Raw genomic sequence first — 13693 nt, forward strand, 5'->3', positions numbered from 1 at the left:
CCCTCGTGGACGGGTGGGGCGGCTCCCCGGAGGGACGGCCCGTCCGCCGGTCAGGCGTCCGCTGCCGCGCCCGGCCCGGCAGCGGTCACCGGTGGCACGGCGCAGTGGTCGGAGAAGCCCTGGCTGCGCAGGCCCATCGCGCTGTTCAGACGGGAGCGCAGGTTCTCCACCGCCACCATGGTGGTCAGCTCGACGAACGCCCGGTCGCCGAGCCGCCCGCGCAGGTCCGCGGCCAGCTCGTCGGTGACCGCCGGCGGCGTCGCGGTCATCGCCTCCGCGTACTCCATGACCAGCCGCTCCGGCTCCGTGAAGGACTCCCGGTGGGCGCGCCAGTCCGGCACCTTGCTGATCTTCGCGAGCGGCAGTCCGAGCCGGTCCGCCTGCCAGTGGCCGAAGTCCACGCACCACGAGCAGCCGATCGCCGCGGCCGACGCCAGCTCCGCCAGGTGCCTCAGCGCCGGGTCCAGCGCCTTCCAGCGCGCCACCCTGCTCTCGAAGGCGAAGTACGCGCGCAGGATCTTCGGGTGGTGCCCCAGCACCAGGGCGGGCTGCATGACCTTGCCGTAGGCGCGCCGCGAGTACCACTCGGCGAGGCGCAGGGTGACGGTGCGGGGCGGGGAGAGCGGAATCCGGGCCATGGCGGTGCCTCCTTGTGTCACCGGGGCCGGCCACCGGCCCCTCACTCCATTGACGTACCGGTACCGGCCGGTGTGACATCCCGGGGGCGACAATGCAGGCATGGCTGAGACAGCGGCGAAAGCGGTGCTCGTGGGTGGCCCCCAGGAACTGCCCGAACGGATCGTCCCGGTCGATCCACCCGGGTCCGAGCTGAAGATCCCGTTCCGTAACGGCTACGAGCACTTCCGGGCCACCAGCCGGCAGCAGCACACGCCCGAGGGGCCGCTGCCCGTCTACGAATGGTGGGAGCGCACGGAGCTGCCCGGGTAGCGGCCGACGCACCGTCACCGCGCGCAAACGGCCGAGCCCGCACGGCCGTTGCGGCCGTGCGGGCTCGGTGTGTCGGTACTGCCGGCTCAGAGGAGGCCGAGGGCGCGAACCGCCTCGCGCTCCTCCTCCAGCTCCTTGACGGACGCGTTGATGCGCTCACGCGAGAAGTCGTTGATCTCCAGGCCCTGGACGATCTCGTAGCGGCCGTCCTTGGTGGTGACGGGGAACGAGGAGATCAGGCCCTCCGGGACGCCGTAGGAGCCGTCCGAGGGGATGCCCATCGAGGTCCAGTCGCCGTCGGCGGTGCCGTTGACCCAGGTGTGGACGTGGTCGATGGCGGCGTTGGCGGCGGAGGCCGCCGAGGACGCGCCACGGGCCTCGATGATCGCCGCGCCGCGCTTGGCGACGGTCGGGATGAAGTTCTCGGCCAGCCACTTCTCGTCGTTGACGATCTCGGCGGCGTTCTTGCCGGCGACCGTGGCGTGGAAGATGTCGGGGTACTGGGTCGCGGAGTGGTTGCCCCAGATCGTCAGCTTCTTGATCTCGGAGACCGGCGCGCCGGTCTTCGTCGCGAGCTGCGAGATGGCGCGGTTGTGGTCCAGGCGGGTCATCGCGGTGAAGCGCTCGCGCGGTACGTCCGGCGCGGCGGCCTGCGCGATCAGCGCGTTGGTGTTGGCGGGGTTGCCGACGACCAGGACCTTGATGTCGTCCGCGGCGTGGTCGTTGATGGCCTTGCCCTGCGGCTTGAAGATGCCGCCGTTGGCCTCCAGGAGGTCGCCGCGCTCCATGCCCTTGGTGCGGGGGCGGGCGCCGACGAGCAGGGCGACGTTCGCGCCGTCGAAGGCCACGTTCGGGTCGTCCGAGATGTCGATGCCCTGGAGCAGCGGGAAGGCGCAGTCCTCCAGCTCCATCGCGGTGCCCTCGGCGGCCTTCAGACCCTGCGGGATCTCCAGGAGGCGCAGCTTGACCGGCACGTCCGCGCCGAGCAGATGACCGGAAGCGATGCGGAAGAGGAGTGCGTAACCGATCTGGCCGGCGGCGCCGGTGACGGTGACATTGACGGGAGTGCGGGTCATGGCGATCTCCTGCGCGGTGTTTTTCCGGGGGCAAGCCCCTGGACCACCATGGGTGGCGGTGGGTGTCCCTGCCCAGTTATCGAGGTCTCTTGGTATCGAGAGACTCGGCCGTCAGGCTATCGGACCCCTACCCGCAGGAAGTGACGGGCCGGTGTGGAACACCTCACCGGGTGCGTCGGACGCACCCGGGCCCCGTGGGTGGTGGGGCGGCCGCCCGCTCAGGGAGGGGGGAAGCGCGCGGCCGCCGGGTGGTGCCACACCCGTGGGGGGGTACGGAGGAGCGCCTGCCCGGGATACCGCGGGGCATGCCCCCGTCTTTTCCGGGCACGTCCGCGAACGGCGATTACCGGCCAGGGACGGGCCGGTGAGCCGCCTCGACCGGCCCCGGTCAGCGGGCGGCCCCGGTCAGCGGGCGGCCCGCGCGGTGACCGGGCGGGCGCAGACGTTCGCGCCCGCGGCGGTCGTCCCGCACGCCGAGACCTTCGCCGGGTCGCCCGTCACCTGCACCATCGCGGTGTACGCCGCGCCGTCCCGCCGGACCCGCGCCGTGACGCGCCGCCCGTCCGCGCTGACCGTCGCCCGGTCACCCGGCGCCGCACCGCTGATCCGCGCCCAGGCCGCCCGGCAGACCGTGCTGTAGCGGACCTCTATCAACGCGCCGCCCGCCGTACCGCGGGACGCGCTGGTGGCCCGCGTCCCGCCGCAGCCCATCGCCTCCGGGTCCTTGCCCGCGCAGTCGGCACCGCTGCACCGCACCCCGGCCGGCAGCACCGGCCGCGCGCCGGAGGAGGCCGGCGGCGCGGGTGGCGCGGCCGCCGTCCTGCTGCCCTCGGCGGCATCCGGATGCAGCAGGAGCACGGCGGCGACGGCCACCAGCAGCGCGCCGACCGCGCCGGCCGCCCACGCGACCGCCCGGCGCCCGCGGGCCCGCCGGTCCGCACGATCCCCGTCGTCCGCACCGTCCGCACCGTCCGCGCCGGGTTCCGCCGCCGGGGCGCCAGCGGGGGCGGCTCGTGTCACCTCCCCCTCCCTGCCGGGGAAATCGCCGGGCGCGGGCTCCCGCGCACCGCGCTGCAGCGGCACCGAAGCGGCCCACGGCGCCGCAGCCGTCTCCCGCTGCGCCGCGACCTCGACGCCCCGCGCCGACGTGCCGGCCGGCCCGTTCGGGCTCGCCGACGCACCGGAGTTGCCGTGCCCGGCCGAGGCGCCGGCGGTCCCGGAAGGCACCGCTCCCGTCGTGTGCGCCGAGGACCGCTCCTGCCCTGACGGTGTCTCGAACTCGCCCAGGGCGGCCCGCGCCTGGGCGACCCGTATCGCCTCCATCGTGACGTCCTGCCGCATCTCCGCCCGGCTCCAGGCGCGTTCGGCCAGCTCCCACAGGGTGGTGAGGTGCCCGGCATGCGTGCCGGTCGCCTCGGCGAGCGCCAGCACCGCACGTCGCGGCGGCAGCAGCCGCCCGTTGAGGTAGCGCTCCCACGACGTCTTGCTGAAGCCCGTACGGTCCGCGAGGGCGGACACGCTCAGCCCGCTGCGGTCCACGAGTCTGCGCAGCCGGGCCGCGAACTCCCGCACCTGCGGGTCCAGTTCCTCCGGCAGCGGCTTCCAGCGAGGCATGGCCTCCCCCAATCCACCGTGTACGCGCGACGACGCGACTCCCCCGGTCCGCCGGCCTCCATTGCCTACCCACAGGGATGCCCCCGGCCAGGACGCACTTCCCCTTTCCTGAGCGCACGGGAGCAGTCGGGGCATATGTCGCACACCCGTACGCGCCCTGGAGCTCCCAGCAGTGTGGCATTTCTGCCCGAGTTCCTACGACTTTCCTACGGATGCCGACAAGAACCGGCCAAGATGGCACCGGACGTGTGCCGTCCGGGCCGACCCGGCAAGCACACCGGGCCGGCCCGGGAACACGCCTGCTCGGCCCGGACGGCGCGCCGGGTCAGCCCGGGAAGCACTCCTTCGCGGCGCCGCCCGCCGGATAGAGGCACAGCCGGATGCCCCGCGGGCCGCGGGCCGCCGCCATCGGCGTGACGAGATACCCCTCGGCGTCGAACCGGTCCCGCACCCGCACCGACCGCGGCGCCGACCCCGGCACCCACACCTCGATGCGGTCGCCGACCCGGCCGTTGCGCAGCCGCCCCCAGGCCGCGCCGCAGACCCTGCCGTAGCGGACCTGAACATGCTGCCCCCGGGTGGCGGTCCGCTCCAGGGGCGTGTCCACCAGGCCCGCACCGCCACAGAACATCGACTGCGGATCCTTGCCGTCGCACGCCCTCCCGCGGCAGCCGGTGACCGCCGACGAGGACGCACCGCGCGCTGCGCCGGGCCGCTCCCCCGCCCCTCCCCCGCCCAGAAGGCCAGCGCCGCGCCGACCGCCAGGACGCCCACGCAGGCCCCGGCCGCCACCGCGGCCACCGCCCGGGAGAGCGGCGGCCGCGCCGGGGGCCCGGCCGGCCCGGAGGGCTCGCGCGGCAGGGCAGGCCCGGGTGGCGCGGCCGGCTCGGCACGTACGGAGGGCGCGGCCCGTCGGCTCCAGGCCGCGTCCGCCAGCTCCCACAGCGCCAGCAGCCGCCCGGCCGGCTCGCCCGCCAGCCGGCACAGCGCCTCGACCGCGCCCCGGGGTGGCAGCTTCTTGCCGTTGAGATAGCGCTCCCACGAGGACTTGCTGTAGGGCGTGCGCGCGGACAGCGCGGCCAGGCTCAGCCCCGTACGCCCCCGTAACTCCCGCATACCAGCGGCCAGTCGGGACGCCGCCACGCCCTCGCACAGCTCGCCGCGGTGCCCGCTCACCGGCGCAGCACCTGCCAGGTGTCGGGGCCCACGATCCCGTCCGTCGGCAGCCCGGCCCCGGCCTGGAGGCGCTTGACGGCGCGCTGGGTGTTCTCGCCGACGATGCCGTCCACCGGGCCCGGGTCGTAGCCGTGGTGGTGCAGCAGGCACTGCGCCTCGACGACGTCCCAGCCGGTGGCGCCGCTGCCCAGGATCGCGGTCGTGGTCCGGCTCCGCCCGGCGGACAGGCCGCCCGGCCCGCGCGTGAGGCGACAGTCGAAGGTCTCACCGACCCGGTGGGTGAAGGCCGGTACGGCGCCGGCGGTCCGGCCGGCCGCGGTGCCGGCCGTACCGCGCCCGGCGGCGTCCTGCTGCCAGGGCCGGACGATCAGCAGCGCGACGGCGGCCACGACGACCACGCCCAGCGCCGCCAGCACGACCAGCGACCCGGTCCGCACCCGGGGACCCCCGGCCGGCCGCGGAGCCCCCTCCCCGGCCCCCGTCGCGTCCGGCCCGCCACCGGGGTCCGGCGGATCAGCCGGGTCAGCCGCCCGTCCCGCCTCCGGAGCCGCCGCCGCGCCCCACGCCTGCGCCGCGACCTCGTGCAGCGCCAGCAGCCGGGTCGGATCGGCGTCGCAGACCCGCGCCAGCGCCGCCACCGCGTCGCGCGGCGGCAGCTTCTTGCCGTTGAGATAGCGCTCCCACGACGACTTGCTGTACGACGTCCTGGCCGCGAGCGAGACCAGGCTCAGCCCGCTGTGGTCCTTGAGTCTGCGGAGTTGCACGACGAGCTGCCGCACCCGCTGGTCGAGCGATTCGGGCAGCCCTTTCCAACGCGACATGTTCCACCCCGTACGCGTTCGTTCTCCCCCGAGGCACGAGCCCCCTGTGCAAGCCGATGATGACGCGGACGCGGCCTCCGGTTCCCGCTTTTACGGTTTCCGCACCGTTTCCGGACATCCGTACCGAACACTCCCCGTCCCAGCGCGGCGTCCGCGGGGCCCACGTCCCCGCAGGCCGGCCCGTGGGACGTCCCACGAGGTCCCCACCGGCCGGCGTGCGGTGGCAGGCCGCCGGCGCGGCGGCGCAGAGTCGGTGCCGCACCACCGGCGGCGCGGTCCACCCCGCGCCGCCGCCACACAACGGGGAGGAACCCACACCATGAACATCCGCAGGAACGTCCGTCAGCGCCTCGCCCTCACCGCGGCCGCCGCGGCCGTCTCCGGCGGCCTGGCCCTCGCCCCGGCCGCCGGCGCCTTCGCCGCGCCCGCCCCCGCCCACACCCAGCAGGGCTCCGTCACCCTCCAGCGCGCCCCGGGCAACTGTCCCCGCGGCTACCTGTGCGTCTACCCCAAGCCCAACTACAAGGGCACGCCGAAGAAGGTCGCCGGCAACAACCGCGACCTGCGGCGCTACGGCGGTGCCTTCAACCACCCGTGGTCGGCGTTCAACAACGGCACCCGCTGCAACGTGACGGTCTACGAGCGGCCCAACTACCGCGGCGGCCACGCGAAGCTGAACCGCGGCACCGGCTGGGCGTACATCGGCGGCAACATCATGACCATCTACTCGGACAAGTGGTGCTGAGCGCCCCACACACGACGGCGGCGGCCCGCCCTCCCACGGGGGAGGGGGCGGGCCGCCGTCCGGTGCCGTCGCGCCTCAGCGCACGGTGAAGTGCACGATGTCGTCGAGGAACGGGATGTGGATCCACGGCTTCGGCTGCACCATCAGGGCCAGCATCACGATGACGAAGCCGAGCACCCCGTACGTCAGCATGTCCGTGAAGCGGGAGCGCACCGCCAGCATCCCCACCGCCGGCAGCACCCGGCGCAGCACCGCGCCCGCCAGCAGTGCGAGCCCGATCACGAGCGCGCCGATCCGGAACGCGTCCAGCGCGACGAGCAGCAGCCCGACCGCGACCCCGCCCATGACCGTCAGCAGCGGCCACTGCCGGGCCGGCGCCGGGAAGCCGCCCGACGCGGCCCGGCCGCCGCCCTCCGGGCGGGCCGTGTCGCGGGTCAGGGTCGGAAAGCGGCGCGAGGAGCGCTGCGGCTCGGACGCTCCGTCCGAATGCGCTTCGGCAGCCATGGCTGGCAGTCCCTTCCGTGTCCGGTCCGTCTGTCTGTGTCTTCCGGGAACACCGTCATCCCCGGTACCAGGGTCGCAGAGTCCGCGGGCGGTCAGCCCGCCGCGCGCTCGGCCGCCTCGACGACGTTGACCAGCAGCTGGGCGCGGGTCATCGGGCCGACACCGCCCGGGTTGGGGGCGACCCAGCCGGCCACCTCGGCGACGCCCGGGTGCACATCGCCGACGATCTTGCCCGCCTCGTCGCGGCTGACGCCGACGTCCAGGACGGCCGCGCCCGGCTTGACGTCCTCCGGCTTGATGATGTGCGGCACACCCGCCGCCGCGACGATGATGTCGGCCTGCTTGAGGTGCGCGGACAGATCGCGGGTGCCGGTGTGGCACTGGGTCACCGTGGCGTTCTCCGACTTGCGGGTCAGCACCAGCGGCATCGGACGGCCGATGGTGATGCCGCGGCCGACGACCACCACGTGCGCGCCCTTGATCTCGACGTCATGACGGCGCAGCAGCTGCACGATGCCGTACGGGGTGCACGGCAGCGGGCCCTCGATGCCCAGCACCAGCCGGCCCAGGCTCATCGGGTGCAGCCCGTCCGCGTCCTTGGCCGGATCCATCAGCTCCAGCACGCGGTTGGCGTCGATGCCCTTGGGGAGCGGGAGTTGGACGATGTAGCCCGTGCAGGCCGGGTCCTCGTTGAGCTCCCGTACGACCGCCTCGATCTCCTCCTGGGTGGCGGTCTCCGGCAGTTCGCGCTGGATCGAGGCGATGCCGACCTGCGCGCAGTCGCGGTGCTTGCCGTTGACGTACCAGCGGCTGCCCGGGTCGTCGCCGACCAGGAGGGTGCCGAGGCCAGGCTGCACGCCCTTGGCCTTCAGCGCCTCGACGCGGGCGGTGAGCTCGGACTTGATAGCGGCTGCGGTGGCCTTGCCATCCAGAATCTGGGCAGTCATGGCTCCATCTTCCCGGACGAGGGCGGCCGCGTACCAATCAGGGCGCGCGAGGCGTGCGGCGCGGGGCATCCGCGGGGTTCCCGGCCGGCCGCACGGGCCGCCGATGGCCGGAATTGATCATTGCACTTGCACAACAGCTGAGGGCCTTGACTGGACAGAGTGAATGCGCAACTAGAAGGATTGACACGCAGTGCCGCAGGCTTCGTCGGGGGGGTGGCCAGTGAAACCTGTTTTTCCTCCGCGTCACGCCGCGTGTCCCCCACTGACCCAACGGAGGAAAACAGCAGATGAGCTTCGGTGACCCGAACAACCCGTACGGCCAGCAGCCGCAGGCGCCGTACGGCCAGCAGCCGCCCGTCCCGCCGCAGGGCGGCCAGCCCGGCTACGGCTACCCCCAGCAGGCCCCGCAGGCCCCCCAGCAGCCGTACGGCTACCCCCAGCAGGGCGTCCCGCCGCAGGGCGGCCAGCCCGGTTACGGCTACCCGCAGCAGGCGGCCTACGGCCAGCCCGGCATGCCGGGCATGGGCATGCCGCAGGGCTACGCGAGCTGGGGCGCGCGCGTCGGCGCGTACCTCATCGACTACCTGATCGTGGGCCTGATCCCCACCATCCTGTACATCGTCGGCATGGCCATGACGGCCAGTTCGGCCGCCTCGTCCATCCCGGACACCTCGTCCTGCCCGCCCGGTGACGTGCAGTGCATCAGCGACGCCTACAACAAGGCCAGCGAGACCAGCACGCCGGCCGGCGCCTTCGTGATGGTCGCCATCGCCGCGCTGATCGGCCTCGCCGCCGGCATCTTCGTCCTCGTCAAGGAGGGCAGCACCGGCCAGACGCCCGGCAAGAAGGCGATGAACATCCGCCTGGTCAAGGAGACCACCGGCCAGCCGATCGGCTTCGGCATGGCCTTCGTGCGCAAGCTGTGCCACATCCTCGACGGGTTCTGCTGCCTCGGCTACCTGTGGCCGCTGTGGGACGAGAAGTCGCAGACGTTCGCCGACAAGATCGTCGGCACGGTGGTCGTCAAGTCCCAGTGAGCTGACCGGGGCAACCCCCCGGCCCGCCGTGCACCACTCCCCGAAGGCCCCCTCGCACCTGCGCGATCGGGGCCTTCGCGGCTCCGTCCAACTCGCTTGAAGGACACCGCTCGTGAGTTACCCCAACCAGAACAACCCCTACGGGCCGCCGCCGGGGCAGCAGCCCGGCTACGGCTACCCCCAGCAGGGCGTCCCGCCGCAGCCCCCGCAGCCGTCGCCGTACGGCCCGTACCCGGGCGGCGGCCCGATGCCCGGCATGCAGCCGCAGTACCCGATGGTGATGCCGGGCGGGGTCAAGGCCGCCCGCATCATGCTGTACGTCCTCGCCGGTCTCAACCTCATCGGCCTGGTCCTCGCCGTCGTGGGCCTGGGCGGCGTCAGCAGGGCCTCGCACGACACCTCCCCGTACGCCGACTCCGAAGACCTCGTGGCGATGAACATCGGCAAGGGCCTGCTGATCGCGGCGATCGTGGTCATCGTCATCTTCACCGCGGCCGCCATCACGCTGGCCGCGCAGTTCGCCAACGGCGGCGGCGGCGTCCGCGTCGGCACCATCATCTTCGGTGTCACCACCACCATGCTGAGCCTGTTCAGCTTCCCGCTCGGCCTGGTCCACACCATCCTCGGGATCCTGGTGCTGGTCTTCGTCTCCAAGGACGACGGCAACGCCTGGTTCAGCCGGCCGCGTTACTGACCCGCGCGCGCCCGCACACCACGAAGGGCCGCATCCCCGGGCGGGGATGCGGCCCTTCGCGTCGCTGTACCTGCCGGCTCAGTGGAAGAAGTGCCGGGTCCCGGTGAAGTACATCGTCACGCCGGCCTTCTCCGCCGCCTCGACCACCAGCTCGTCACGGACCGAACCACCGGGCTGCACCACGGCCTTGACGCCGGCCTCCGCCAGCACCTCGAAACCGTCCGGGAACGGGAAGAACGCGTCCGACGCCGCGTACGAGCCGCGCGCCCGGTCCTCACCGGCACGCTGCACCGCCAGCTTCGCCGAGTCCACCCGGTTGACCTGGCCCATGCCGACACCGACCGTGGCACCGTCCTTGGCCAGCAGGATCGCGTTGGACTTCACCGCGCGGCAGGCCCGCCAGGCGAAGGCCAGCTCCGCCAGCTCCCCGGCGGGCAGCGCCGCGCCCGTCGCCAGCGTCCAGTTGGCCGGGTCGTCGCCCGCCGCCTGCAGCCGGTCGGTCTCCTGCAGCAGCGCGCCGCCGTCAACCGCCTTGACCTCGACCGGGTTCGACGGCGCGTCGGGACAGCGCAGCACCCGGATGTTCTTCTTCCGCGACAGGACCTCGACCGCACCGTCCTCGTAACCGGGCGCCACGATGACCTCGGTGAAGATCTCGGCGACCTGCTCCGCCATCGCCACCGAAACGGGACGGTTGACGGCGATCACCCCGCCGAACGCGGAGAGCGAGTCACAGGCGTGCGCCTTGCGGTGCGCCTCGGCGACCTCGGCGCCGATCGCGATCCCGCAGGGGTTGGCGTGCTTGATGATCGCCACGCACGGCTCGTCGTGGTCGTACGCGGCCCGGCGCGCGGCGTCGGTGTCCGTGTAGTTGTTGTACGACATCTCCTTGCCGTGCAGCTGCTCGGCCTCCGCGAGACCGCCCTCACCGCTGACGTAGAGCGCGGCGCCCTGGTGCGGGTTCTCGCCGTACCGCAGCACGTTCTTGCGGGTGTAGGTGGCACCCAGGAAGTCGGGGAAGCCGGACTCGTCGACCGCCGCGTAGTCATCCGCGAACCACGACGCCACCGCCACGTCGTACGCCGCCGTGTGCTGGAACGCCTCCGCCGCCAGCCGCTTGCGCTCGGCGAGGGCGAAACCGCCGTCGGACACCGCCTTCAGGACGTCCCCGTAACGGGCCGGGTTGACGACGACCGCGACGGACGGGTGGTTCTTGGCGGCCCCGCGGACCATCGAGGGCCCGCCGATGTCGATCTGCTCCACGCACTCGTCGGGGGTGGCGCCGGAGGCGACCGTCTCCCGGAAGGGATACAGATTCACGATCACCAGGTCGAACGGCTCGACGCCCAGATCGGCCAGCTGCCGGCGGTGGTCCTCCAGGCGCAGGTCGGCCAGGATCCCGGCGTGCACCTTCGGGTGCAGCGTCTTGACCCGGCCGTCGAGGCACTCGGGGAAGCCCGTCAGCTCCTCGACCTTGGTGACCGGCACCCCGGCCGCGGCGATCTTCGCCGCCGTCGAACCGGTCGACACGAGCTGGACGCCCGCCGCGTGCAGCCCCTGCGCCAGCTCCTCCAGACCCGACTTGTCGTAGACGCTGACCAGCGCGCGGCGGATGGGCCGCTGCGTACCTTCGGTGACGGTCACGAGATACGTACCTTTCGTCCCTCAATGCGGTAGCCGTGCCGGGCCAGACGCCCCACGACCTCGACGAGCAGCGATCGCTCGACTTCCTTGATGCGCTCATGCAGCGCGGATTCGTCGTCCTCGTCCCGGACCTCGACCACGCTCTGCGCGATGATCGGGCCGGTGTCGACACCGTCGTCGACGAAGTGGACGGTGCATCCGGTGACCTTCGCGCCGTACGCGAGCGCGTCACGCACGCCGTGGGCACCGGGAAAACTCGGCAGCAGCGCCGGATGGGTGTTGACGATCCGGTCACCGAAGCGGGCCAGGAACTCCTTGCCCAGGATCTTCATGAAACCGGCCGACACCACCAGGTCGGGCTCGTACGACGCGGTCGCCGCGGTGAGCGCCCGGTCCCAGTCCGCGCGGCTCGCGTGGTCCTTGACCCGGCACACGAACGTCGGCAGGCCCGCCCGCTCGGCGCGCTCCAGGCCCACGATGCCGTCGCGGTCGGCGCCGACGGCCACGATCTCCGCGCCGTACGCCTCCGCCCCCTGCCCGGCGATCGCGTCCAGCAGCGCCTGCAGATTCGTCCCGGAACCGGAGACGAGCACGACGACGCGGGCGGGCCGGCCGGGGTCGGCGGGCGGCACGGCGTGGAAGGGGGCCGGCGCCGGGGCTGAGGCGGGAGCCGAATCGGGGGCTGAGGCGGAGGCTGGGGACGAAGCCACGGCGGGGCTCTTTCTCGATCTCGCGTGCGGTGACGTGCGGTGAGCTCACCCGAGCCCACATGCCTTGTCTGGTCGCATGTCCAGGGTGGTGCACATGCATTGTGTGGTCGTACAAGGCCGCGGGTACCGAAAATCCGGGGAACCCTACGAAGGCGCCGACCGTCAGCAACGATACCGGCACACCGAGCGGCCCCCGCGGGACGGGTACAGGGACGGGAGGTAGCGTCGGGCGTAAGACTGCATGCAGTTCGTGGTAACCGGGCGCCGGCCACGAGGCCCGCGTACGGACGAGACAAGGGGAAGACACACCTCAGATGACGGACCGACGCCGCCGCGCGGCCCTCCTGCTCCCTCCCCCAGCTACCGCTGGGTGGTACCCCCGGCCCACCACCTCCCCCGGGGCGGTGCTGCTGCCGCGCGAGCGCAAGTCGTCCTCCTCGAAGTCGTCCTCCCCGGCTTCCGCGGGCTCCGACCGGGACAACCCCTTCGCCCCACCGCCCGCCGGCACCCCCGACCAGGAATGGCAGCCACGCCACCCGGCCCCGCACACCCACGACCAGGACCCCGCACAGGGCCAGGGCCAGGGACACGACCAGGGTCAGGGCGGCCAGGGTGGCCAGGGGCAGTCGCCGCAGGACGAGCCGACGCGGAACTGGGGCAGCCAGTGGAGCCCCCGGCAGCCCGGCCGGCAGAGCGGCGGCTTCGGCACCCGGCCCGGCGGCCGCAACGGCCAGCCCAACGGCGGCCCCGGCGGCCCCGGCAATCTGCGCTGGGACCCCACCGACCCGTCGCAGCGCCGCGCGCGCTACGCGCTGCTCGCCGGCATGTGGGCCTTCTTCTTCGTACTCTTCAGCCTCCCCGAGGTCTCCCTGCTGCTGGGCGCACTGGCGATCTACTGGGGCATCAGCTCCCTGCGCGCCAAGCCGGACCCCGCCAAGGCGACGGCCGCCGCCACCACCGCCGCAATGGAGGGCCGCCCAACCCCCGGCACCCCGGACAACCACCCGGCCCCCGGCGCCACGGACAGCCGCCCGGCCCCGGCCCCCGGCACCACCTCCACGGGCCCCACGGCCCCCACGGGCCCGCCGGCACCGGCCCCCGGCACCACCCGCCCCCAGGTCACCGCGGCGATCGCCGGCCTGGTGACCGCCTCCCTGGCGCTGATGATGGTGGCCGCCACCTTCACCGTGCAGCTGGTCTACCGCGACTACTTCACCTGCGTGAACGACGCCCTCACCCAGTCCTCCAGCAAGTCCTGCGAAAACCTCCTCCCCAAGGAACTCCGCCCCCTGCTGAGCGTCCAGGAGTAGCGGGAGGAGTCACCGGGGAGACCGGGGAGGAAGCCCCAGGGGAAGGCCGCACCCAGCAGCCCGACGTGAACCCGCCGCACCGCCGCGACCACCCCTCCATCACCCTCCGTAGCCATCAACCACTCTCCGCAGGAACTAGTTACTCTCCGTATTCGTTGCCGTAAAAGGAAGAGGACGCGGAGGCGAGGCGAAGGCACCGGCGGAGGTAACGGAGGAAGCCTCAGCGGAGGTACCAGCGGAAGCCCCGGTGGAGGTAACGGAGGAAGCCCCGGCGGAGGTAACAGCCGGGGAAGCGACAGAGACCCCGGTGGAGGCGCCGGCGGACGTAGCGGCGGAGGTAGCGGCACAGGCACCGGCGGAGGTAGCGGCGGAGGTAGTGACGCCAGCGCCTCTGGCGCTGTCGGCGTCCGCGGAGCAGCCGTCGGGCTGCTCCCCCGCTGAACCGCCGACCCCGCCCACCCCCGCCC

Annotated in this window: 14 protein-coding genes and 1 pseudogene; 5 read left to right on the plus strand and 10 right to left on the minus strand. The window is 73.2% G+C overall.

The genetic code is table 11. The annotated features are described in order from the left end of the window. Positions 1-50: 50 nt before the first annotated feature. Entirely contained in the window at positions 51-638 is a 588-nt protein-coding gene (locus tag OO62_RS34580) for a carboxymuconolactone decarboxylase family protein (protein ID WP_033271676.1), read from the minus strand. A 100-nt stretch (positions 639-738) separates the two neighbouring features. Here OO62_RS34580 and OO62_RS34585 point away from each other — a divergent pair, with 100 nt between their 5' ends. After that, positions 739-948 carry a DUF5988 family protein gene (locus OO62_RS34585; RefSeq protein ID WP_033271677.1) on the plus strand — a complete coding sequence of 70 codons (210 nt, stop codon included), beginning with the start codon at positions 739-741 and terminating at the stop codon, positions 946-948. Positions 949-1034: 86 nt separating this feature from the next. Here OO62_RS34585 and OO62_RS34590 read toward each other — a convergent pair whose 3' ends face one another. From OO62_RS34590 to OO62_RS34605, 5 genes and pseudogenes are all read right to left on the minus strand, one after another. Further along, entirely contained in the window at positions 1035-2024 is a 990-nt protein-coding gene (locus tag OO62_RS34590; RefSeq protein ID WP_033271678.1) for a malate dehydrogenase, read from the minus strand. Positions 2025-2429: 405 nt separating this feature from the next. Next, positions 2430-3638, minus strand: coding sequence for a helix-turn-helix domain-containing protein (locus tag OO62_RS34595; RefSeq protein WP_051733854.1), 1209 nt, complete (start codon positions 3636-3638; stop codon positions 2430-2432). Positions 3639-3963: 325 nt separating this feature from the next. Continuing rightward, positions 3964-4269, minus strand: a complete 306-nt coding sequence (locus tag OO62_RS41145; RefSeq protein WP_051733855.1) for a DUF2690 domain-containing protein — start codon at positions 4267-4269, stop codon at positions 3964-3966. Positions 4270-4661: 392 nt separating this feature from the next. After that, positions 4662-4754, minus strand: a pseudogene (locus OO62_RS41150) (helix-turn-helix domain-containing protein); the annotation flags it as partial. Positions 4755-4810: 56 nt separating this feature from the next. Continuing rightward, positions 4811-5635: a peptidoglycan-binding protein gene (locus tag OO62_RS34605; RefSeq protein WP_033271679.1), complete on the minus strand. Its 825-nt coding sequence runs from the start codon at positions 5633-5635 to the stop codon at positions 4811-4813. 319 nt (positions 5636-5954) lie between these two features. On the opposite strand from OO62_RS34605, the gene OO62_RS39300 reads away from it, so the two are divergent. Next, positions 5955-6380 carry a peptidase inhibitor family I36 protein gene (locus OO62_RS39300; protein WP_033271680.1) on the plus strand — a complete coding sequence of 142 codons (426 nt, stop codon included), beginning with the start codon at positions 5955-5957 and terminating at the stop codon, positions 6378-6380. A 75-nt stretch (positions 6381-6455) separates the two neighbouring features. Here OO62_RS39300 and OO62_RS34615 read toward each other — a convergent pair whose 3' ends face one another. Both OO62_RS34615 and OO62_RS34620 read right to left on the minus strand, forming a co-directional pair. Next, positions 6456-6884: a DUF3017 domain-containing protein gene (locus OO62_RS34615; RefSeq protein WP_033271681.1), complete on the minus strand. Its 429-nt coding sequence runs from the start codon at positions 6882-6884 to the stop codon at positions 6456-6458. Positions 6885-6976: 92 nt separating this feature from the next. Further along, complete coding sequence (locus OO62_RS34620; protein WP_033271682.1) at positions 6977-7831, minus strand: bifunctional methylenetetrahydrofolate dehydrogenase/methenyltetrahydrofolate cyclohydrolase; 855 nt, start codon at positions 7829-7831, stop codon at positions 6977-6979. Positions 7832-8118: 287 nt separating this feature from the next. Between OO62_RS34620 and OO62_RS34625 the strand changes: the two genes are divergently transcribed. Together OO62_RS34625 and OO62_RS34630 are read left to right on the plus strand one after the other, a co-directional pair. After that, positions 8119-8868 carry an RDD family protein gene (locus OO62_RS34625; protein WP_033271683.1) on the plus strand — a complete coding sequence of 250 codons (750 nt, stop codon included), beginning with the start codon at positions 8119-8121 and terminating at the stop codon, positions 8866-8868. Between the two features lie 112 nt (positions 8869-8980). After that, positions 8981-9562, plus strand: a complete 582-nt coding sequence (locus OO62_RS34630) for a hypothetical protein (protein WP_033271684.1) — start codon at positions 8981-8983, stop codon at positions 9560-9562. A 78-nt stretch (positions 9563-9640) separates the two neighbouring features. Here the strand turns inward: OO62_RS34630 and purH are convergent, their stop codons facing one another. After that, entirely contained in the window at positions 9641-11206 is a 1566-nt protein-coding gene (gene purH, locus OO62_RS34635; RefSeq protein ID WP_033271685.1) for a bifunctional phosphoribosylaminoimidazolecarboxamide formyltransferase/IMP cyclohydrolase, read from the minus strand. After that, positions 11203-11838: a phosphoribosylglycinamide formyltransferase gene (gene purN / locus OO62_RS34640; RefSeq protein ID WP_033271686.1), complete on the minus strand. Its 636-nt coding sequence runs from the start codon at positions 11836-11838 to the stop codon at positions 11203-11205. Before purN ends, purH begins: the two co-directional genes overlap by 4 nt. A 392-nt stretch (positions 11839-12230) precedes the next feature. Between purN and OO62_RS34645 the strand changes: the two genes are divergently transcribed. Continuing rightward, positions 12231-13226 carry a hypothetical protein gene (locus tag OO62_RS34645; protein WP_033271687.1) on the plus strand — a complete coding sequence of 332 codons (996 nt, stop codon included), beginning with the start codon at positions 12231-12233 and terminating at the stop codon, positions 13224-13226. The last annotated feature ends 467 nt before the right edge of the window (positions 13227-13693 follow it).

The sequence above is a fragment of the Streptomyces lydicus genome, assembly GCF_000717345.1.
GTDB classification, from domain to species: Bacteria; Actinomycetota; Actinomycetes; order Streptomycetales; family Streptomycetaceae; genus Streptomyces; species Streptomyces lydicus.

Bases quoted from the DNA above. Each gene is read 5' to 3' on its own strand.
- OO62_RS34620 (WP_033271682.1), bottom strand. From the start codon at position 7,831: ATGACTGCCCAGATTCTGGATGGCAAGGCCACCGCAGCCGCTATCAAG.
- OO62_RS34580 (WP_033271676.1), bottom strand. From the start codon at position 638: ATGGCCCGGATTCCGCTCTCCCCGCCCCGCACCGTCACCCTGCGCCTC.
- OO62_RS34605 (WP_033271679.1), bottom strand. From the start codon at position 5,635: ATGTCGCGTTGGAAAGGGCTGCCCGAATCGCTCGACCAGCGGGTGCGG.
- OO62_RS34590 (WP_033271678.1), bottom strand. From the start codon at position 2,024: ATGACCCGCACTCCCGTCAATGTCACCGTCACCGGCGCCGCCGGCCAG.
- OO62_RS34645 (WP_033271687.1), top strand. From the start codon at position 12,231: ATGACGGACCGACGCCGCCGCGCGGCCCTCCTGCTCCCTCCCCCAGCT.
- OO62_RS34625 (WP_033271683.1), top strand. From the start codon at position 8,119: ATGAGCTTCGGTGACCCGAACAACCCGTACGGCCAGCAGCCGCAGGCG.
- OO62_RS41145 (WP_051733855.1), bottom strand. From the start codon at position 4,269: ATGTTCTGTGGCGGTGCGGGCCTGGTGGACACGCCCCTGGAGCGGACC.
- OO62_RS34615 (WP_033271681.1), bottom strand. From the start codon at position 6,884: ATGGCTGCCGAAGCGCATTCGGACGGAGCGTCCGAGCCGCAGCGCTCC.
- OO62_RS34585 (WP_033271677.1), top strand. From the start codon at position 739: ATGGCTGAGACAGCGGCGAAAGCGGTGCTCGTGGGTGGCCCCCAGGAA.
- OO62_RS39300 (WP_033271680.1), top strand. From the start codon at position 5,955: ATGAACATCCGCAGGAACGTCCGTCAGCGCCTCGCCCTCACCGCGGCC.
- OO62_RS34595 (WP_051733854.1), bottom strand. From the start codon at position 3,638: ATGCCTCGCTGGAAGCCGCTGCCGGAGGAACTGGACCCGCAGGTGCGG.